At 71.0% G+C, this 19,473-nt stretch carries 15 protein-coding genes; 7 read left to right on the top strand and 8 right to left on the bottom strand.

The annotated features are described in order from the left end of the window. Nucleotides 1-61 precede the first annotated feature (61 nt). The gene (locus U9R90_RS19980; protein WP_411058010.1) at nucleotides 62-916 is read right to left on the bottom strand and encodes an alpha/beta fold hydrolase; all 855 of its coding nucleotides are present in this window, start codon (nucleotides 914-916) and stop codon (nucleotides 62-64) included. Nucleotides 917-1,085: 169 nt separating this feature from the next. Here U9R90_RS19980 and U9R90_RS19975 point away from each other — a divergent pair, with 169 nt between their 5' ends. Next, nucleotides 1,086-2,012: an NAD-dependent epimerase/dehydratase family protein gene (locus U9R90_RS19975; protein ID WP_411058009.1), complete on the top strand. Its 927-nt coding sequence runs from the start codon at nucleotides 1,086-1,088 to the stop codon at nucleotides 2,010-2,012. Nucleotides 2,013-2,166: 154 nt separating this feature from the next. On the opposite strand, the gene U9R90_RS19970 is transcribed toward U9R90_RS19975, so the two are convergent. Next, nucleotides 2,167-4,632 (bottom strand): penicillin acylase family protein, encoded by a 2,466-nt coding sequence (locus U9R90_RS19970; RefSeq protein WP_411058008.1) that lies wholly within the window; start codon nucleotides 4,630-4,632, stop codon nucleotides 2,167-2,169. A gap of 155 nt (nucleotides 4,633-4,787) precedes the next feature. Between U9R90_RS19970 and U9R90_RS19965 the strand changes: the two genes are divergently transcribed. Beyond that, the gene (locus U9R90_RS19965; RefSeq protein ID WP_411058007.1) at nucleotides 4,788-6,305 is read left to right on the top strand and encodes an acyl-CoA synthetase; all 1,518 of its coding nucleotides are present in this window, start codon (nucleotides 4,788-4,790) and stop codon (nucleotides 6,303-6,305) included. Nucleotides 6,306-6,397: 92 nt separating this feature from the next. Here the strand turns inward: U9R90_RS19965 and U9R90_RS19960 are convergent, their stop codons facing one another. The 3 genes from U9R90_RS19960 to U9R90_RS19950 form a co-directional block, all read right to left on the bottom strand. Then, nucleotides 6,398-7,615 (bottom strand): cation:proton antiporter, encoded by a 1,218-nt coding sequence (locus U9R90_RS19960; protein ID WP_411058006.1) that lies wholly within the window; start codon nucleotides 7,613-7,615, stop codon nucleotides 6,398-6,400. A 4-nt stretch (nucleotides 7,616-7,619) separates the two neighbouring features. Continuing rightward, nucleotides 7,620-8,105, bottom strand: coding sequence for a cation:proton antiporter regulatory subunit (locus U9R90_RS19955; protein ID WP_411058005.1), 486 nt, complete (start codon nucleotides 8,103-8,105; stop codon nucleotides 7,620-7,622). A gap of 180 nt (nucleotides 8,106-8,285) precedes the next feature. Continuing rightward, entirely contained in the window at nucleotides 8,286-9,107 is an 822-nt protein-coding gene (locus U9R90_RS19950; RefSeq protein WP_411058004.1) for an SAM-dependent methyltransferase, read from the bottom strand. Between the two features lie 72 nt (nucleotides 9,108-9,179). Between U9R90_RS19950 and U9R90_RS19945 the strand changes: the two genes are divergently transcribed. Together U9R90_RS19945 and U9R90_RS19940 are read left to right on the top strand one after the other, a co-directional pair. Further along, nucleotides 9,180-9,695 carry an NUDIX hydrolase gene (locus tag U9R90_RS19945; RefSeq protein ID WP_411058003.1) on the top strand — a complete coding sequence of 172 codons (516 nt, stop codon included), beginning with the start codon at nucleotides 9,180-9,182 and terminating at the stop codon, nucleotides 9,693-9,695. Between the two features lie 88 nt (nucleotides 9,696-9,783). Next, complete coding sequence (locus U9R90_RS19940) at nucleotides 9,784-10,683, top strand: N-acetylmuramoyl-L-alanine amidase (protein WP_411058002.1); 900 nt, start codon at nucleotides 9,784-9,786, stop codon at nucleotides 10,681-10,683. 82 nt (nucleotides 10,684-10,765) lie between these two features. Here the strand turns inward: U9R90_RS19940 and paaK are convergent, their stop codons facing one another. The 3 genes from paaK to U9R90_RS19925 form a co-directional block, all read right to left on the bottom strand. Next, nucleotides 10,766-12,055, bottom strand: coding sequence for a phenylacetate--CoA ligase PaaK (gene paaK / locus U9R90_RS19935; protein WP_411059747.1), 1,290 nt, complete (start codon nucleotides 12,053-12,055; stop codon nucleotides 10,766-10,768). Nucleotides 12,056-12,129: 74 nt separating this feature from the next. After that, nucleotides 12,130-14,325, bottom strand: a complete 2,196-nt coding sequence (helR, locus tag U9R90_RS19930; protein WP_411058001.1) for an RNA polymerase recycling motor ATPase HelR — start codon at nucleotides 14,323-14,325, stop codon at nucleotides 12,130-12,132. A 391-nt stretch (nucleotides 14,326-14,716) separates the two neighbouring features. Further along, nucleotides 14,717-16,342, bottom strand: coding sequence for an acyl-CoA synthetase (locus U9R90_RS19925; RefSeq protein ID WP_411058000.1), 1,626 nt, complete (start codon nucleotides 16,340-16,342; stop codon nucleotides 14,717-14,719). A 179-nt stretch (nucleotides 16,343-16,521) separates the two neighbouring features. Here U9R90_RS19925 and U9R90_RS19920 point away from each other — a divergent pair, with 179 nt between their 5' ends. The 3 genes from U9R90_RS19920 to U9R90_RS19910 are packed head-to-tail and all read left to right on the top strand — an operon-like array spanning nucleotide 16,522 to nucleotide 19,454. Then, entirely contained in the window at nucleotides 16,522-17,334 is an 813-nt protein-coding gene (locus tag U9R90_RS19920) for a crotonase/enoyl-CoA hydratase family protein (RefSeq protein WP_411057999.1), read from the top strand. A 51-nt stretch (nucleotides 17,335-17,385) separates the two neighbouring features. Beyond that, nucleotides 17,386-18,354, top strand: coding sequence for a Zn-ribbon domain-containing OB-fold protein (locus U9R90_RS19915; RefSeq protein ID WP_411057998.1), 969 nt, complete (start codon nucleotides 17,386-17,388; stop codon nucleotides 18,352-18,354). Further along, nucleotides 18,354-19,454, top strand: coding sequence for a thiolase domain-containing protein (locus U9R90_RS19910; RefSeq protein WP_411057997.1), 1,101 nt, complete (start codon nucleotides 18,354-18,356; stop codon nucleotides 19,452-19,454). Before U9R90_RS19915 ends, U9R90_RS19910 begins: the two co-directional genes overlap by 1 nt. The last annotated feature ends 19 nt before the right edge of the window (nucleotides 19,455-19,473 follow it).

Below are 19,473 nucleotides of genomic sequence, written 5' to 3'. Positions count from 1 at the left end.
GCCTGGGAGACGGCCGAGAGCGTAGGCGGATAACAGAAATCTCCCGCACGCCGCGGGCCGCCTAAGACAGGTCGGACCGGTCGAGGAACGCCGTGACGGTCCGCGTGAAGTGGTCGGGGTCGTCGAGCCAGGGGAAGTGCCCGGCGCCCGGCTGGACGGCCAGTTCGGCGGTCGGGAACAGTTCCGCGATCCGCGCGGCGACACGAGGGAGCGGGCCGCTGTCCACCTCCCCCGCGAGGACGAGGACCCGGGCCTGCCACGCGGCGAGGGCGTCGCGGGCCGCGGCCGGGTCGAAGGCACCGGGGGACGCGTAGAGCTCCGCGGCCTCGTCGTTGCTCTGCTCCACTTCGGAGGCGGAGTGCACCTGGGCGGCCGCGTCCCAGCGGCCGTAGAAGAAGGGGGCCGCGGTGTCGAAGTCGGCGTCCGTGGCGGAACCGGTCCAGATCCGGTCGTAGGCCTCGTGGGCGGCCTCGAACCACGGTTCGGCCCGACGCAGCGCCGCCGCCTCCAGGCGGTGCTCCGCGGTGAAGTCGACCCCTAGCGCGCGGGCGCGGGCGGTGACCAGCGTGAGGGTACGGACCCGCCGAGGGTGCCGGGCCGCGTAGAGCAGCGCGAGATCGCCGCCCGCCGAGTGCGCGAGCAGGTCGACACGGGCCAGGCCCACGTGCTCGCGCAGCGCTTCGACATCGGCGACCTGCCGATCGCAGCGGTAGCTCGCCGGGTCGGCGGGAACGGCGGAGTCGCCAGTTCCGCGCAGGTCGAGCAGGATCAGCCGACGCCGCTTCGCCAGCCCGCCGAGATTTCCCAGATACGCGGAGGCGCGCATCGGGCCACCGGGCACGCAGAGCAGCGGCTCGCCCTCCCCGACGACGTGATAGGCGAGCGCGGTCCCGTCGGGAGCAGTGCAGGTAGGCATGGTGGCCATCCTGCTGACTGTGCGACGGCCCCGACAAGCGCGTACGCCCGACATCGACACAGTGTGTGATGCAGGTCATATCTTGGGTCTGTCCCATGGCACCCCATCCGCCGGTCCAGATGCCACAACGCCCCGGGAAGCCGCCCGGGGCCAGGTACCAGGAGGAATCATGCGGGTACTCGTCGCCGGAGCCACCGGAGTCGTCGGCCGGGCGTTGCTGCCGCTGCTGACCTCGGTCGGTCATGAGGTGACCGCCCTGTCCCGTACGCCCCGCCAGGGCACGGTCGTGGCCGACGCGCTCGATCGCTCGGCCCTCCACCGCGCGGTGCGCGAGGCGGCCCCCGACGCGGTCGTCCACCTGCTCACCGCCATCCCGGCCGAGGTCAACCCGCGCCGCCTCGCCCGGGACTTCGCACTCACCAACCGGCTGCGCACCGAGGGCACCCGGAACCTCTACGAGGCCGCGCGGGACGCCGGAGCCACCAAGGTCGTCGCGCAGGGGCTCGCCTACGCGTACGACCCCGAGGGGGAAGGGCCCGCCACCGAGGACGCCCCGCTGTGGCGGCGCCCGCCGCGGCAGTTCGCCCCCGTGCTCGCCGCGCTCCGTGAACTGGAGGAGCGCACCACCGACGCGGGCGGCACCGTGCTGCGCCTGGGCCACCTCTACGGGCCGGGGTCGAGCTACGCGGCCGACGGCTCGTTCGTCCGGCAGGTGCGGGCGGGCAAGGTCCCGCTGGTCGGCGGCGGAGGCTCGGTCTTCTCCTTCACCCACGCCCATGACGCGGCCACCGCGGTCGTCGCCGCCCTCGACAAGCCGCACACCGGCCCCCTCAACATCGTGGACGACACGCCGGTGCCGCTGCGTGACTGGCTCCCCGAGCTGGCCCGGATGCTGGACGCACCGGCCCCCAAGGCCGCACCGGCCGTACTGGCCCGGATGGCCGTCGGCGGCTGGGGTGTGGCCTTCATGAGCAAGCTGCGCGGCGCCGACAACGCCCGCGCCCGGCTGAGCCTGGACTGGCGGCCGCGCTACCCCGTCTGGCGCGAGGGGTTCGCGGCGGAGTTGAACGGCACGTCGGACGGAACGCAGGGCTGACCCGGGTACCCCGGAGCCCGGCCCGCGCTCCTCGTCCACATCGACGGCGGCGAGCAGTTGGTCACGCTCGGGGTGCGCGGCGACCGGACCGGGGAGCTCTTCGGGGTGCTCAACCCCGGCAAACTCACCCGGATACCGGTCCTCTGACGGCTGCTCAGCGTTCCCGTACGCGCACCACCTCCAGCTCGGGGGAGCGCCGGATGTCCTTCTCGCAGAACCGCGCCCGCACCCAGCGCTCATCGGCGTAGAGCCGCGTCTGGTCGCTGTAGTGCGGCGAGTTGGGGTTCGACGACTGGGAGTACGACAGCAGGGTGCGGGCCACCGGACAGCGGCTGCCGTCCCAGCCCACGGCCTGGATATGGCTGCTGCCGTGCCTGACCTCCGAGTAGCCGCCGCCCGCCGCGTCCCAGGCCGCCTCGATCTTGTTCCAGACGCCGAGGGACTCCGTACCGCCGTGGATCGGCAGCCGCTTGCCGCCGCGCGCGACGAACTGGTGGTCGCCGAGCTTCGCGTCCAGGGCGATGTCCGCCGCCCGCAGTTCCGCCACCGCGTCCGCGAGCGCCGGTGCGAACCCGGGTGCGTCCGTGTTGAGGGTGTGCGGAGTGTTCACCGGGTCGGCCGCCGAGTACGGCACCTTCCACCGCTCCGCGGGAGGCACTGAGGCGTTCAACTTCCGCCAGAAGCGGTCGAAGAGCAGCGCGCCTCGGCTGTCCGCGTCCATGGTCCGGTCCCAGCGCTTGATCACCTCGCATGCCTGCGACACATCAACGGCCTTGCCGTCGCTGCCCGTTGCCGTGCCACCGGGCAGTGCGGCGCACGCGCGGGCCACGTCGGCCGACGCCAGGTCGCCCGCGGGCGCCCGGTTGGCGAACTGCTGCCGCTGGAGGTCCTTGACCGTCAGCCCGCCCCGCTCCGCCATCCCCGCGACGTCCTCGATCGCCCCACGGGTCCGCATCGAGCGCTCCGTACCGACCGTGCCGAAGATCCGCTCGTACCCGGTCAGGCGCTGGTCGGCGTTGGTCAGCCACGCGCTGTCGTTGGAGTTCTCCACATACGGAGCATTGTCCAGGGTCGGCATCCTCGCGGGACCGAAGACCCCGGCCTGTACGGCGTCGGGGTCGGAGCCGAGCGCGCACTCGGTGCGCGAACCGTCCAGGACCGCCAGTCCCGCGGCCGGGTAGGTCGCCCGGCCGAGCGGCGTCGAGCAGCTCTCAGCCAACTCGTCGGTGATGCGCGGCAGTACCTGGGACTGGGTGAACAGCGCGTTCCCGTCGGCGTCGGCCGCGATCGTGTTGACCCACGGGAGGCCCTGGGTGCGCCGGAGCGTGGCCGCCATTTCGTCGGTGCTGCGGGACTTGCTGAAGCCGAGCGCGGTGTCGGCTGCGCGCATGTTCACCGCGTTGGGGTCGTTGAGCGCGTACGCCGTCGTGGTCGTCCAGGGCAGCGGCAGCTGGCTGCCGAGCGAGGTGACCACCGGGCCGTACCGCGTCCACCACTGGGTGCGGGTCACCGGATCGCCGCCCAAGACGTCGATGGTGACCGTGCGCCGAGTCATCCGCTCGCGCTTGCCGTCGACCAGATACGCCGTCGGATCGGCCGGGTCGAGGGTCAGCTCGTGCAGATTGAGCGGCACGCCGGTGGCGACGGTGTGGCTCCACGCCACCTTGGCGTTGTAGCCGATCGAGATGGTGGTCGTACCGAGCAACGAGCCGCCCGCCACGTTGAGTTCACCGGGGATGGTCTGCTGCGACTGCCAGAAGCGGCGTCCGCCGTGCCACGGGTAGTGCGGATTGCCGAGCAGCAGTCCGCGCCCGTTCGCCGTCGTGGAGCCGTCGAACGCCACGGCGTTGGACCCCATGTCGGCGTCCTGGGTGTTCAGCAGCGCGCGGGCGGCCTTCCCGGCGTCGGCGGGCTTGGGTCTGGAGTCCTGGCCCGCCCCGGCCGTGGCGGCCGGTGGCTGGGCCGCGGTGATCCCGTCGACGGTGCGGCCCTGTCCGCCGAGCACGGAGATGGCGAAGCCGCGCGCGGCCACGTCCAGGGTCGTCACCGGACGCACCCACGACGCGCCCCGGCAGGCGGGATCGGTGACCCGGTTCTGCTTCAGCCACGCGTTGTAACCGGCCGCCCAGCCCCGCATCATCTCCCGTACCTCGGACCCGGGCCCCTGCGGCGGCGGCACGTCCAGCAGGTCCTCCACAGTGCCCGCGTCGCGCACGCCACGGAAGAACAGGTCGCTGGAGACGTTCGTGCTCGCCGAGGACAGCGCGTTGTCGGGCGCGCCGTCGGCCCCGAAGTACCGCGAGCGTTCGCCGCGTACGGTCACAAAGCCGTCGGCGAGCACACACACCTGGTCGGCGGCCTGCGCCCATCCGGTACCGAAGCCCAGCTGCGCGTAGTTCCTGCCCACGATGTGCGGGATGCCGTACTCGGTGTAGCGGATCACGGCCGACAACTTGCCGTCGGACGGCCGATCGCGCCGGGAGGCGCCGTCCGCCGCCGCGGACGGCGCGAGCGAGGCGGCGGCGGTGAGCAGGACGGTCGCGGCGACGGCGAACCGTCTCAGCCGCGTCAGCGGACGCGAGCGTCGTGGCCGTCGCGCGGGCGAAGTACGGGTACGCAAAGGAGCCTCCCAACTGGCGTGGCGGAAGGGGCGGTTGAGCGTACCAAGCGGTATGTCAATTATCCGAGGTCCAGGACAGCCCTTTCTTCCAGGTCCGGTTCACGGCCCACGCACACGTCTTGACCCCCGTCGGGCCCACGGCACAGGATCACGCCATGACGGGAGTACGCAGCAACACGGTCGACGGAATGCTCCGCCGCAGTGCCCGGCGCACCCCGGACCGCACCGCGGTCCACTACGCCGACCGCGGTTGGACCTACGCCGAACTCGACGCGGCGGTCTCCCGCGCGGCCACGGCGCTGCGCGAGCAGGGCCTGCGGCCCGGCGACCGGGTCGGCGCCTACGGCCACAACTCCGACGCGTATCTGATCGGCTTCCTCGGCTCCTGCCGCGCGGGCCTGATCCACGTCCCGGTCAACCACCAACTCACCGGCGACGACCTCGCGTACATCGTCCGCCAGTCCGGCTGCGCACTGGTACTCGCCGACCCGGACCTGACCGAGCGGCTCCCCGACGGCGTGCCCGCCCTGGCCCTGCGCGACGCGGACGACTCGCTGCTCACCCGGCTCGCGGCCAGCGCACCGTACGACGGCCCGATGCCACAGGCCGAAGACCTCGCCCAGCTGCTCTACACCTCGGGCACCACCGCGGCTCCCCGGGGCGCGATGATGACGCACCGGGCGCTCGTCCACGAGTACGTCAGCGCGATCCACGCCCTGGACCTCACCGCCACCGACCGGCCGATCCACTCACTGCCGCTCTACCACTCGGCCCAGATGCATGTGTTCCTGCTGCCCTACCTGGCGGTCGGCGCCGAGAACACCATCGTGGACGGACCGGACGCCGCCCGGATCTTCGACCTCGTAGCGGCGGGCCACGACAGCCTGTTCGCCCCGCCCACGGTGTGGATCGGCCTCTCCCAGCACCCCGACTTCGCCACCCGCGACCTGAGCGCCCTCCGCAAGGCGTACTACGGCGCGTCGATCATGCCGGTACCCGTCCTGGAACGCCTGCGTACCCGGCTGCCGGGGCTCGGCTTCTACAACTGCTTCGGGCAGAGCGAGATCGGCCCGCTGGCCACCGTCCTGGGACCCGACGAGCACGACGGCCGCCTGGAGTCCTGCGGGCGGCCCGTGCTGTTCGTCGAGGCCCGGGTCGTCGACGAGAGCGGCAAGGACGTGCCCGACGGCACGCCCGGCGAGGTCGTCTACCGCTCACCGCAGCTGTGCGAGGGCTACTGGGACAAGCCGCAGGAGACAGCGGAGGCCTTCAGCGGCGGCTGGTTCCGCTCCGGCGATCTCGCCGTGCGCGACGGCGAGGGGTACCTCACCGTCGTCGACCGCGTGAAGGACGTGATCAACTCCGGGGGAGTGCTGGTCGCCTCACGCCAGGTCGAGGACGCGCTGTACACCCACCCCGAGGTCGCCGAGGCCGCGGTGATCGGGCTCCCGGACGACCGCTGGATCGAGGCGGTCACCGCTGTGGTCGTCCCGCGCGGCGAGGTCACCGAGGCCGACCTCATCGCCCACGCACGCGAGCGGCTGGCTCCCTTCAAGGCCCCCAAGCGGGTCCTGTTCGTGTCCGAACTCCCGCGCAACGCCAGCGGCAAGATCCTGAAGCGCACTCTGCGCGACCGGTTCACCGGCGACCCGGACAGCAGCCAGGGCGGGTGACGCGGTGGCGGCCCTTCGTCGGCTGTGCCCCCATGCGGCGAGGGTGCGTGTGCCGGGCGTCGGGGCGCCGGTGGGGATTCAGAAACAGGCTCTCAGCGCGCCGCGGGCGTCGGGCCGCCCGGCAGGGACTCGTGGGAGTCCGGTGGAGCCGTCCCGCGCCGACGGCTGATCGCGGTGGCCAGGGGCTCGGTGTAACGGGCGGTGAGGGGGCCGACGATCACCAGGATCAGGACGTACGCCGTCGCCAGCGGACCGAGCGACGGCTCGATACCGGCACTGACGGCGAGCCCCGCGATGACGATCGAGAACTCGCCACGGGCGACCAGGGCACCACCCGCGCGCCACCGGCCCCGCACCGAGATCCCGGCGCGCCGGGCCGCCCAGTAGCCGGTGGCGATCTTCGTGACGGCGGTGACGGCGGCCAGCGCCAGCGCGGGCAGCAGCACCGGAGGGATGCTGGCCGGGTCGGTGTGCAGCCCGAAGAAGACGAAGAACACCGCGGCGAACAGATCCCGCAGCGGGCTCAGCAGCGCATGGGCCCCCTCGGCGACCTCACCGGACAGGGCGATCCCGACGAGGAACGCGCCCACCGCGGCGGACACCTGCAGCTGCTGGGCGATCCCGGCGACCAGCAAGGTCAGGCCGAGCACCACGAGCAGCAGCTTCTCCGGGTCGTCGCTGGAGACGAACCGGGAGATGATCCGCCCGTACCGGAGCGCCAGGAACAGCACCAGGCCGGCCACCCCGAGGGCGATCGCCAGCGTGATGCTGCCCGCCGCCAGGCCGGCCCCGGCGAGCAGGGTGGTGATGATGGGCAGATAGGCGGCCATGGCCAGGTCCTCAAGGACCAGGATGCTCAGGATCACCGGGGTCTCCCGGTTACCGAGCCGCCCCAGGTCCGCGAGGACCTTCGCGATCACCCCGGACGACGAGATCCAGGTGACCCCGGCCAGCACGACGGCGGCCACCGGACCCCAGCCGAGCAGCAGCGCCAACGCGGCCCCCGGCAGGGCGTTCAGGGCGGCGTCGAGCAGACCCGCGGCATAGTGCGTGCGGAGATTGGTGACCAGGTCGGTCGCGGTGTACTCCAGGCCGAGCATCAGCAGCAGGAGGACGACACCGATCTCGGCGCCGATCTCGACGAACTCCTCGCTGGTGGCCAGCGGCAGTACCCCGCCCTCGCCGAACGCGAGCCCGGCCAGCAGATACAGCGGAATGGGCGAGAGCCGGAACCGCCCGGCGAACCGGCCGAGCAGACCGAGCGCGAGGATGATCGCCCCGAACTCGATGAGGAAGACCGCGGAATCCACCGGGCTACTCCCGTCCCAGGATGTCCGCGGCCGCCTCCGCGCCCTCCTGGGTGCCGATCACGATGAGCGTGTCGCCGCCCGCGAGCCGGAAGTCCGGACCGGGGGACGGGATCGCCTCGGCGCGCCGCAGCACCGCAACGACGGAGACACCCGTCTCGGTGCGCATCCGGGTCTCGCCCAGGACGCGCCCGTTCCAGTGCGAGGTGGCCGCCAGCTCGACGCGTTCGGCAACCAGGCCCAGGTCCGTGGTGTGCAGCAGGTTCGGGCTGTGGTGCGCGGGCATCAGCGCGTCGATCAGCGCGGCCGACTCGCCCGCGGTCAGCCGCAGCGAGACCGCGCAGGCGTCCGGGTCGTCCTCGCGATAGGCGTTGAGGATGCGCCCACCGTCCAGCTGTGCGATCACCGAGAGGTTGCGGCGGTCACGGGTGGTGAGGTCGTAGCGGACGCCGATCCCCGGCAGCGGTGTCCGGCTCAGACGTGAAGCGGGCACAACGGTCCCCTGTCTCGCGGCACTTGTTCTGGCAGTGTGAGGCGCCGACGAGCTGGTACGACCAGGGGATACGCCCTGACCGGCCCGGTGGCGTCCGCTGCCACCCTATCGAGTTCATGATCCCCTGTTGAGGTGCCGCTGTGACGGCACCTCACGCGAGGGGGGTTCAAAGGCAGGCTCTCAGCGCTTGCGGCCCACGCCGCCGTACGCGTCGACGGCCGCGGGGCCGTCAGCCGGGCCACCGGGCGCCGGGCGCCACTGCGTGACCGGGGTGACCCCGGGCTCGACCAGTTCGAGCCCGTCGAACAGTCCGGCGATCTCCGCGACACTGCGTACGTAGTACGGGACCGCTCCGCTCGCGTTGTACGCCTCCGACGCGGCGATCATGCCCGCGCTGGTGGAGGTGCTGTCGCTGATCACCAGATAGCTGCCGGGCGCCAGACCGGCCATCAGCCGGGTCACCAGATCCCTGGCCCGCTCGTACTCGGCGACATGGCCGAGGGTGTTCAGGATCATCAGCGCGACCGGCTGCGAGAGGTCCAGCGTGTCCGCGGCGTCCCGCAGGATGGCCTCCGGGTCGTGCAGGTCGGAGTCCAGATACGCCGTCTCGCCCTCGGGTGTGCTGGTGAGCAGGGCGCGGGCGTGGGTGAGCACCAGCGGGTCGTTGTCGACGTAGACGATCCGGGATTCCGGTGCCACCCGCTGGGCCACCTCGTGGGTGTTGTCGGCGGTCGGCAGGCCGGTGCCGATGTCCAGGAACTGCCTGACGCCCTGCTCTCCGGCCAGGTACTCGACCGCGCGCCCCAGGAACTGCCGACTGGTGCGGGCCACGTCGACCAGACCCGGGAAGATCTGCTTGATGTGGTCCCCGGTCTCGCGGTCCACCTCGTAGTGGTCCTTGCCGCCCACGAAGTAGTTCCAGAAGCGCGCGGAGTGCGGCTTGCTGGTGTCGATCCGCGCGCGTATCGTCGCGGCTTCGCTACTGGGGTCACGGTCGGTCACGGGAACCTCCTGGAAACGTCGCTCAGGCGTGCGCCTACCAACCTAGCCGCAGCCGACCGAAAAGGATCACTCTTGCCCGAAGAGGCGGAACGGCCCGCACCCCGGCAGGCGGTCATCGTGGATGACGGAGTCGAGGTACCGGCGCCCGGAGACGGCGAGGTCTGGGCCGTCGGCGCGGTCATCCTCAACCCGCGCGGCGAGGCCTTCGCCCAGCGGCGCGGCCCGGACCGGCGGCTGTTCCCCGACGCATGGGACATCGTCGGAGGCCACGTCGAGCCCGGCGAGACCCTCCTGGAAGCCCTGGCCCGCGAAGTCGAGGAGGAGACGGGCTGGCGCCTCGCACGGGTGCGCCGCTTCCTCGGCACGGTCACCTGGACCGGCGATGACGGCGCCGGCGTACGACACGAGGCCGACTACCTCGTCGAGGTGGACGGGAACCTGGACGCCCCCGCCCTGGAGTGGTCCAAGCACTCCGGGTACGCCTGGTTCGGGCCAGGCGACTTGCCCCGCCTCAAGGCGAATTGCCCACCGGGCGACTACCTGATCCACGACCTGCTTGAGAAGGTCCTGCGAGAACTCCCTTCCTGAGGTGGGCCACACGGTCTGACGTGGGTACAACGGTCCCAAGGTGCCCAGGGATTCACCGAGGGACGCACTCATGGCTGGAGGACGACCGATGGCCACTCCGCTCAGCGCTGCCGCACTACTCGCCGCCCTCAGATCCGAGGGCGTACGCGCGGTGGAACGCACCGGCTGGCGTACGCACAACCGCAACCACAAGGGCCGGTGGGGCGGTGTGAACGGTGTCGCCATCCACCACACGGCCGGGACGAACAGCCTGGAGCTGGTGTGGTCGGGGACCGCCGGCCTGCCGGGCCCGCTGGCCCACACCCACCTGGCCAAGAACGGCACCGCCACGATGACCAGCGCGGGGCGGGCCAACCACTACGGCACGATGGCCCGCAACGCCTACGACGCGATGGTCGCCGAATCCTCCCACCACCCCCGCCCCGACGCGTCGGAGCCGATCGACGGCAACCGGCACATGTACGGCATCGAGATCGAGAACCTCGGCAACGGCCGCGACCCGTACCCGGCCGTCCAGTACGACCAGGCGGTCCGCTGGGCGGCGGCGATCTGCCGCGCCCACGGCTGGAACGAGCACTCCGTGATCGGCCACAAGGAAGGCACCCGCCGCAAGATCGACCCCAGCTTCGACATGAACGCGTTCCGCACAGCCGTGGCCGAACGCCTACGCCACCCCGCCGACTGGACCCCGGAGGACGACATGCCCCTTTCCAACGACGACATCGAGAAGATCGCCCAACGCGTCTGGGAGAAGGACCACTTCATCGAGGTCCCGTGGGGCACGGAGGACAACCCGGCATGGATGGCCAAGTCCATCCTCGTCGACAACGGCGCCCGGCTGCGCGCCCTCCAGTGCGAGACCTCGGCCTTGCGCGCGACTCTCGGTGAACTCGCCACAGCCCTGGCCGCCCAGCACGCCGACCTCGACGCCGACGCCCTGGTAGCGCGCATCACCACAGCACTCGACCAGGCCGTCACCCGCGCCTAGGAGGTCGGCCTGATGCCCAGGGCAGGCCTGATGCCCAGGGCAGGCCTGATGCCCAGGGCAGGCCTAACTCCGAAGCGCCACCTCACCCGCGCTCCCGCTCGTCCACAATCCGCTTGATCTTCCCGACCGACCGCTCCAGTGTCCCGGGGTCGACGATCTCGACCCCGACCGACACCCCGACCCCGTCCTTGACGGCCGCCGCGATCTCCCGTCCCGCCCCGGCCCGTTCCCCGGGCGTCGCCTCCGCCCGCGCCTCGGCCCGTACGGTCAGCGCGTCCAACCGCCCCTCGCGGGTCAGCCGCAACTGGAAGTGCGGCGCCACCCCCGGAGTGCGCAGCACGATCTCCTCGATCTGGGTGGGGAAGAGGTTCACCCCGCGCAGGATCACCATGTCGTCGCAGCGCCCGGTGACCTTCTCCATCCGCCGGAACACCCGAGCCGTGCCCGGCAGCAGCCGCGTCAGATCGCGCGTCCGGTAGCGCACGACGGGCATCGCCTCCTTGGTGAGCGAGGTGAACACCAACTCACCGCGCTCACCGTCCGGCAACACCTCACCCGTGACCGGGTCGACGACCTCCGGCAGGAAGTGGTCCTCCCACACATGCAGCCCGTCCTTGGTCTCCAGGCACTCCTGCGCCACACCGGGGCCGATCACCTCCGACAGCCCGTAGATGTCGACCGCGTCGATCGCGAACCGCTCCTCGATCTCGTGCCGCATCCGCTCGGTCCACGGCTCCGCGCCGAAGACGCCCACCCGCAGCGACGTCGACCGCGGATCGACGTCCTGTCGCTCGAACTCGTCGAGCAGGGTGAGCATGTACGACGGCGTCACCATGATGACCTCGGGCCGGAAGTCCTGGATCAGTTGCACCTGGCGTGCCGTCATGCCACCGGAGGCGGGCACGACGGTGCAGCCGAGCCGCTCCGCGCCGTAGTGCGCGCCGAGCCCGCCGGTGAACAGCCCGTAGCCGTACGCCACATGGACCACCTGACCGGGCCGCGCGCCCGCCGCGCGCAGGGAGCGGGCCACCACGTCGGCCCACATGTCCAGATCGTGTTCGGTGTATCCGACCACCGTGGGGCGTCCCGTGGTCCCGCTCGAAGCGTGAATACGGCGCACCTGGTCCCGCGCGACGGCGAACATCCCGAACGGGTAGTTGTCGCGCAGGTCGGCCTTGGTGGTGAACGGAAAGCGGGCCAGGTCGGCGAGCGAGCGGCAGTCATCGGGCCGCACCCCGGCCTTGTCGAAGGACTCCCGATAGAACGGCACATTGTCGTACGCGTGCCGCAAGGTGGCGCGCAGCCGCTCCAGTTGCAGCGCCGCCAGCTCCTCCCGGTCGAGCCGCTCCGCCGCGTCCAGCATGGGTGCCATGGATTCCATGGGGACTCTCCCGTTCCGGTCCCGTACGGATCGGGCGACCGATCATTCGGTTGAGGTGGTGGGGTTCAGTAATCCAGGGCATCCGCGTCGGCGTCAAGGCTCCTGTCCGTGAGGATGACGAGTTGCTGGGTCGCTCGGGTCATCGCGACATAGCGGTCGACCGCTCCTTCCACGCCCTTGCCGAACGCCTCCGGGTCGACGAGGACGGCCAGGTCGAACTCGAGCCCCTTCGACAGCTCCGGGGTCAACGACCGGACGCGGGGCCTCGCCCGGAACGTGCCCTCGCCGCTGCCACCCGTGCCGATGACGCAGGCGACCCCGTCGGCATGAGCGGCCAGCCAGGTGTCGAGGATCGCGTCGAGATCCGCGACAGACCCGTGGACGACGGGGATGCCGCTGCTACGGATCGAGGTCGGCACATTGGCGTCCGGGAGCTCGGCCCGGATGACCAGCTCGGCTTCCGCCATGACCTCTTCCGGCGTGCGGTAGTTGATGCTCAGGGACGCCACGTTGATCCGGTCGAGCCCGATCCGCTCAAGCCGTTCCTGCCACGACTCCGTGAAACCGTGCCTGGCCTGGGCGCGGTCCCCGACGATGGTGAAGCTCCGGGACGGGCAGCGCAGCAGCAGCATCTGCCACTCCGCGTCGGTCAGTTCTTGCGCCTCGTCCACGACGATGTGGGCGAACGGACCCGCGAGCAGGTCAGGTTCGGCGCCGGGCAGTGCGCTCTCGTCGATCAGGCTGTCCTGCAGGTCCTGTCCGCGCAGCATGGTCACCGCACCTTCGCCGTCGGCGTCGGCCGCGATCACGTTGTCGATGACGTCGGCCCTGCGCGCGCGTTCGGCGGCGACAGCGGCCTCGTGCCGACGCTTGCGTACGGACGCCTCTGGGTCGCCCAGTCGCTGCCGTGCCGCGTCCAGGAGCGGCAGGTCGGACACCGTCCAGGCCTGAGCGTCCGCGCGCTGCAGCTTGCGCACGTCATCACGGCTGAGCCGGGGAGCGCACTTGCGCAGATAGGCGGGCACCGACCACAGATCTCCGACGAGGTCACTCGCCTCAAGCATCGGCCACGCACGGTTGAGGGTCCCGATGAGCTCTCTGTTCTGCAGCAGTGACCTCCGGAGCAGCTCGGGCGAGGCCTCGCTGTCGTCCTTGTCTATCAGGATCGTGAACAGCTCCTCCCGGATCTGGTCACGCGCCTCGTTGTGCGGGGTACCTGGTTCCACGGCCTCGAAGGCCGCCGCCCAGTCGTCGGCGCTCAGCCAGATGTCGGACCAGTGCGTCGAAACCGTCATCCCCTTGGTGGGCGGCTCCTCGTAGATACCGACGGCCGGCTCGATCGCCTGCACCAGGTCCACGGACGCCTTCAGCCGGGCCACGGCCGGGTCGCTCTCGATCGCCGCTCCGGCTCCCTCGGCGACGAGGTCCCGCACGGTGCACGTCTGTACGCCCTCCTCGCCCAGGCTGGGCAGGACGTCGGCCACGTAGGCCAGATAGGGCCGGCTCGGACCGACGAAGAGCACGCCGCCCCGACGGTGACCGAGGCGCGGGTCGGAGTAGAGGAGGTGGGCGGCGCGGTGCAGAGCGACGACGGTCTTGCCCGTACCCGGACCACCGTCGACGACGAGAGCGCCGCGGGATCCCGCCCGGATGACGGCGTCCTGGTCGGCCTGGATGGTGCCGAGTACGTCGCGCATCCGGGCCGACCGGTTGCTGCCGAGGCTGGCGATGAACGCGGACTGGTCGTCGAGCGCGGCGTGCCCTTCGAGCCCGTCAGCGGTGAACACCTCGTCCCAGTAGTCGCTGATCCGGCCGCCGGTCCAGCGATACCTGCGGCGGCTTGCCAGGCCCATCGGGTTGGCGTGGGTCGCCGCGAAGAACGGCTCGGCCGCGGGGGAGCGCCAGTCGAGCAGCAGTCGACGCCCCGTGCTGTCGGTCAGGCCAAGGCGTCCGATGTACACGGGCTCGGGGTGGTCCGCACTGACGATGTGTCCCAGGCACAGGTCCACACCGAAGCGACGCAGGGTACGCAGGCGACCGGTCAGCCGGTGGATCTCCGTGTCCCGGTCCATCGCCTCCCGGCCGACGCCGCCGGGAGCCCTGCGCGCGGCCTCAAGGCGGTCGGACAGTTCGGCGATGGTCTGCTCGAGACTCTCCGCGATGGCCGCGAAGTGCCGCTCGTCGCCGTCGATCAGCGCCGGGTCGGCCTTGGGTGAGAGGCGGTCGGGAAGGTTGAACGCGCTTGCGGTCAAGGAGTGCATGCCTTGGTGGATCTCCTGTTTCTGCAGGTTCTGACTTCGGCCCGCGATTCTGTCCCACGCCCCGGGCCTTGCCGCAAGCCCCCCAGTGCGCTATAAGTTGAAAGTGGCAAGGAGTGGGTACACCTCCTTGCCTTCGTTGTTCCGGTGCCGACCCGGCTGTGATGATCACGGCATCCCGACGTTCAGTGCGTACGACGGGACCGAACGCACCTACCACCTACGGGGAGCGGGCGAGCCGCTGATCTGCCTGCCGGGCGGGCCGATGCGGGACTCCGCCTACTACGGGGACCTCGGCGGTCTCGGCGCGCCGGCGCTGGTCATCGCCGGGGTTCCGAGCAGCCGGCTTGACCAGGCCGAGCTCGCCTGGAGGCGGCGGTCTCTCCCCGCCCCCTCAGCCGATGCCCGCCGCGTCCGCCGCCACCGACCGTGCCCACCGGTAGTCCGCCTTGCCGCTGGGGGAGCGCTGGATGGTGTCGGTGAGGACCAGCTGGCGGGGGATCTTGTAGCCCGCGAGCCGGGTGCGGCAGTGGGTCTGGATGGTGTCGAGTGAGGGCTCGGCGGCGCCGGGGCGCAGTTGCACCACGGCTGCCACGTGGTTGCCCCACTTGGTGTCCGGGACGCCTGCCACCAGTGCGTCGTAGACGTCCGGGTGGGACTTGAGGGCCTGCTCTACCTCCTCCGGATAGACCTTCTCGCCACCGGTGTTGATGCACTGCGAGCCGCGCCCGAGCACCGTCACGATGCCCTCCTCGTCGACGGTCGCCATGTCGCCGAGCAGGACCCAGCGTTCGCCGTCCCGTTGGAAGAAGGTCTCGGCGGTCTTGGACGGGTCGTTGTAGTAGCCGAGCGGTACGTGGCCGCGTTGGGCGATACGGCCCGGCTCGCCCACGGGTACGGGTTCGTGTGTCGCCGGGTCCACCACCTGCGTACGGTCGTTGACCAGCAGCCGGAAGCCCTTCTCCGGGCCCGAGTCGTCCGTCGCCCGGCCGTTGGAACCGGACTCGGATGAGCCGAAGTTGTTGAGCAGCAGGACGTTCGGTACCAGTTCCTGGAACTGGGCGCGCACCGTGTCCGACATGATCGCCCCGGACGAGGAGACGCTGAACAGCGAGGACAGGTCGGTGCCCTTGAGTGGGCCGTGCAGCGCGTCGACCAGCGGCCTGAGCATCGCGTCGCCCACCAGCGACACGCTGGAGACCTTCTCCTTCTCGATCGTGCGCAGCACTTCCTCCGGCACGTACTTGCGGTGGATGACGATCCGCTGGCCGTAGTTGAAGGCGACGAACGAGGTCAGCGTCGAGGTGCCGTGCATCAGCGGGGGAGTGGGGAAGAAGGTGAGCCCCGCGCCGCCCGCTGCGACCCGCTCGGCCAGCTCCTCGGGGCGCTTCACCGGTTCGCCCGACGGTTCGCCGCCGAACAGCCCCGCGAAGAACAGGTCCTCCTGGCGCCACATCACACCCTTGGGCATGCCCGTGGTGCCGCCGGTGTAGATGATGAACAGGTCGTCCGCGGAACGCGGCCCGAACCCCCGCTCAGGCGACCCCGACGCCTCGGCGTCGGCGAAAGCCGTCACGGTGAGTTCGGGCGCGCCCTCGGGTGGCGCGCCGACCCGTACCAGATGCCGCAGCTTCTCCGTCTGCGGCAGGGCGGCGGCGACCCGCTCGGTGAACTCCGCGTCGAAGACGAGAGCCACCAGATCCGCGTCCCGGTAGAGGTAGACCAGTTCCTCTTCCACATAGCGGTAGTTGACGTTCACGGGCACGATGCGTGCCTTGAGGCAGGCCAGTACGGTCTGGAGGTACTCGACGCCGTTGTAGAGGTGCAGGCCCAGGTGCTCGCCCGGCCTGATCCCGCTGTCGACCAGGTGGTGGGCGATCCGGTTGGCCGCCGCGTCCAGTTCGGCGTAGGTCAGACGGCGTTCGGCGCCGGTGCCCGGATGGTCGACGTACACCAGGGCCTCGCGGCCGGGAACCACGTCGACGACCGACTCGAACAGGTCGGCAAGGTTGTACTCCACCGCTCCTCCTGACGCCGCACGTTGCACGCTGCCGTCTGCTGACTTGGCGGTCATTAGAGCGCCGCCCGACCCAACTGGGAAGGGGCGCCGCGAAGAAATCTGACTGTCTGTCAGAAAACTATTGAACTGGGGTCCCTGCTACTGCAACCTGTTCTAGGTCTCAAGACGGGAGGACGGCAATGGGTGGGACGGAACCTGGGACGGAACACCTCACCGTGCAGCGCGAAGGCGCCACACTGGTGCTGACGTTGAACAGGCCGGAGGCGAAGAACGCTCTCTCGCTGCCGCTGCTGGTAGGGCTCTACGACGGCTGGCTGGAGGCCGACGCGGACGACGCGATCCGCTCGATCGTGCTCACCGGCGCGGGCGGCGACTTTTGCGCGGGCATGGACCTCAAGGCCCTCGCGGGCAAGGGCATGGAGGGCGAGACCTATCGGGACCGGCTCAAGGCCGATCCCGATCTGCACTGGAAGGCGATGCTGCGCCACCACCGCCCGCGCAAACCGGTGATCGCCGCGGTCGAGGGCTACTGCGTCGCGGGCGGCACCGAGATCCTCCAGGGCACCGACATCCGCGTCGCGGGCGAGTCCGCTACCTTCGGCCTCTTCGAGGTCAAGCGCGGCCTGTTCCCGATCGGCGGCTCCACGGTCCGGCTGCAGCGCCAGATCCCGCGCACCCACGCCCTGGAGATGCTGCTCACCGGCCGCCCCTATACGGCCGCCGAGGCGCAGGCCATCGGGCTGATCGGCCAGGTCGTCCCCGACGGCACCGCGTTGGACCATGCCCTCGCCGTCGCCGAGCAGATCAACGCCTGCGGGCCGCTCGCCGTCGAGGCGGTCAAGGCCTCGGTGTACGACACCGCCGAGATGACCGAGACCGACGGTCTGAAGTCCGAACTGGAGCGCGGCTGGCCGGTCTTCGCCACCGACGACGCCAAGGAAGGCGCCAAGGCGTTCGCCGAGAAGCGTCCGCCCGTCTACCGGCGCGCCTGACCCAAGGGGCCAGCTCTACGCGCCCGATCCAAGGACCCCTAGGAGAAGCCCGTGCCCGAACTCCTCAAAGCCCCCCTCGTCGTCGAGTTCCCCTTCACCCGCTCCCTGGGCCCGGTGCAGAGCGCCTTCCTCACCGGCCTGCGCGAGCGCACCGTACTGGGCGTCAAGACCACCGACGGCCGGGTGCTCGTACCACCCGTCGAGTACGACCCCGTCACCGCCGACGAGATACGCGACCTCGTCGAGGTCGGAGCCACCGGCACCGTCACCACCTGGGCCTGGAACCCCGCGCCCCGCCGCGGCCAGCCCCTGGACACCCCCTTCGCCTGGGTCCTCGTACGGCTCGACGGCGCCGACACCGCACTGCTGCACGCCCTGGACGCGCCAAGCGCCGACGCCGTACGCACCGGCCTGCGGGTTCGCGTCCGCTGGGCCGCCGAACGCACGGGCGCCATCACCGACATCGCCTGCTTCGAGCCGTACGAAGGGCCGCGGGAAGGGCTGTACGAGGGACCGGACAGCGGCGAGGCCCGCGACCACAGCGGCGACTTCGCGAACGCCGTCACCGGCATCGTCGCCCCCGCCCGCCTCGACTACACCTACTCTCCGGGCCGCGCCCAGTCCGCCTACATCAACGCCCTCGCCGAACGGAAGACCGTCGGCGAACGCTGCCCCTCCTGCCGCAAGGTGTACGTCCCGCCCCGCGGCGCCTGCCCCACCTGCGGCGTCGCCACCGACGAGCAGGTCGAGGTCGGCCCGCGCGGCACGGTCACCACGTACTGCATCGTCAACATCAAGGCGAAGAACCTGGACATCGAAGTGCCCTACGTCTACGGGCACATCGCCCTCGACGGCGCCGACCTCGCTCTGCACGGCCGAATCGGCGGCATTCCGTACGACCAGGTGCGGATGGGCCTGAGGGTGGAGCCCGTCTGGACCGAGGGCGGCCGCTATCCCGACCACTACCGGCCCACCGGCGAGCCGGACGCCGACTACGACGCGTACAAGGAGCTGCTCTGATGCGGCCGTTGAGGGATGCCAGGGAAGCCGGGGATGTCAGGGGCGTCAGGGAAGCCAGGGATGTGGCCGTCGTCGCGTTCGCGCAGAGCGACCACCGGCGCACCACCGACGAGCTCTCCGAAGTCGAGATGCTGATGCCGGTGCTGCACGACGTACAGCGCCAGACCGGCCTCAAAGCCGGTGACATCGGATTCACCTGCTCCGGATCGTCCGACTACCTCGCGGGCCGCGCCTTCTCCTTCACCATGGCGCTCGACGGCGTAGGGGCCTGGCCGCCGATCTCCGAGTCCCATGTGGAGATGGACGGGGCCTGGGCGCTGTACGAGGCCTGGGTGAAGATCCTCACCGGCGAGGTGGACACCGCGCTCGTCTACGCCTACGGCAAGTCGTCGCCCGGTTCCGTACGGGACGTCCTCACCCGCCAGTTGGACCCGTACTACGTCGCGCCCCTGTGGCCCGACTCGGTCGCGCTCGCCGCACTCCAGGCACAGGCGGTCATCGATGCGGGCGACACCGACGAGAGCGCACTCGCCCAGGTCGCCACCCGCAGCCGCACCGCCGCCGAGACCAACCCGCACGCCCAACTGCGCGGCGCGCGCCCCCAGGGCGACTACGTGGTCCAGCCGTTGCGCACCGGCGACTGCCCGCCCGTCGGCGACGGCGCGGCGGCGGTGGTACTCGCCGCCGGTGACCGGGCCCGCGAACTGTGCGACCGGCCCGCCTGGATTCGCGGTATGGACCATCGGGTCGAAGCCCACAGCCTCGGCGTACGGGACCTCACCGACTCGCCGTCGACGCGGCTGGCCGCCGAGCGCGCCGGAGTCTTCGAACGCTCCGTCGACACCGCCGAACTGCATGCGCCCTTCACCTCCCAGGAGGTCGTCCTGCGCAAGGCGCTCCGGCTGGACGGCTCCGTGGAGGTCAACCCCTCGGGCGGGGCGCTGGCCGCCAACCCGGTGATGGCCGCGGGGCTGATCCGGATCGGCGAGGCCGCGGCCCGTATCCACCGCGGCGCGTCCGACCGGGCCCTGGCCCACGCGACCTCGGGGCCGTGCCTGCAGCAGAACCTGGTCGCCGTACTCGAAGGAGAGACGCGATGAGGGCCGCCGTACGCGAAGG

The sequence above is a fragment of the Streptomyces sp. E11-3 genome, from assembly GCF_046540415.1.
Lineage (GTDB): Bacteria > Actinomycetota > Actinomycetes > Streptomycetales > Streptomycetaceae > Streptomyces.
Note: the sequence above shows the minus strand (reverse complement) of the source record. Positions and strands in the feature narration are given on the sequence as shown.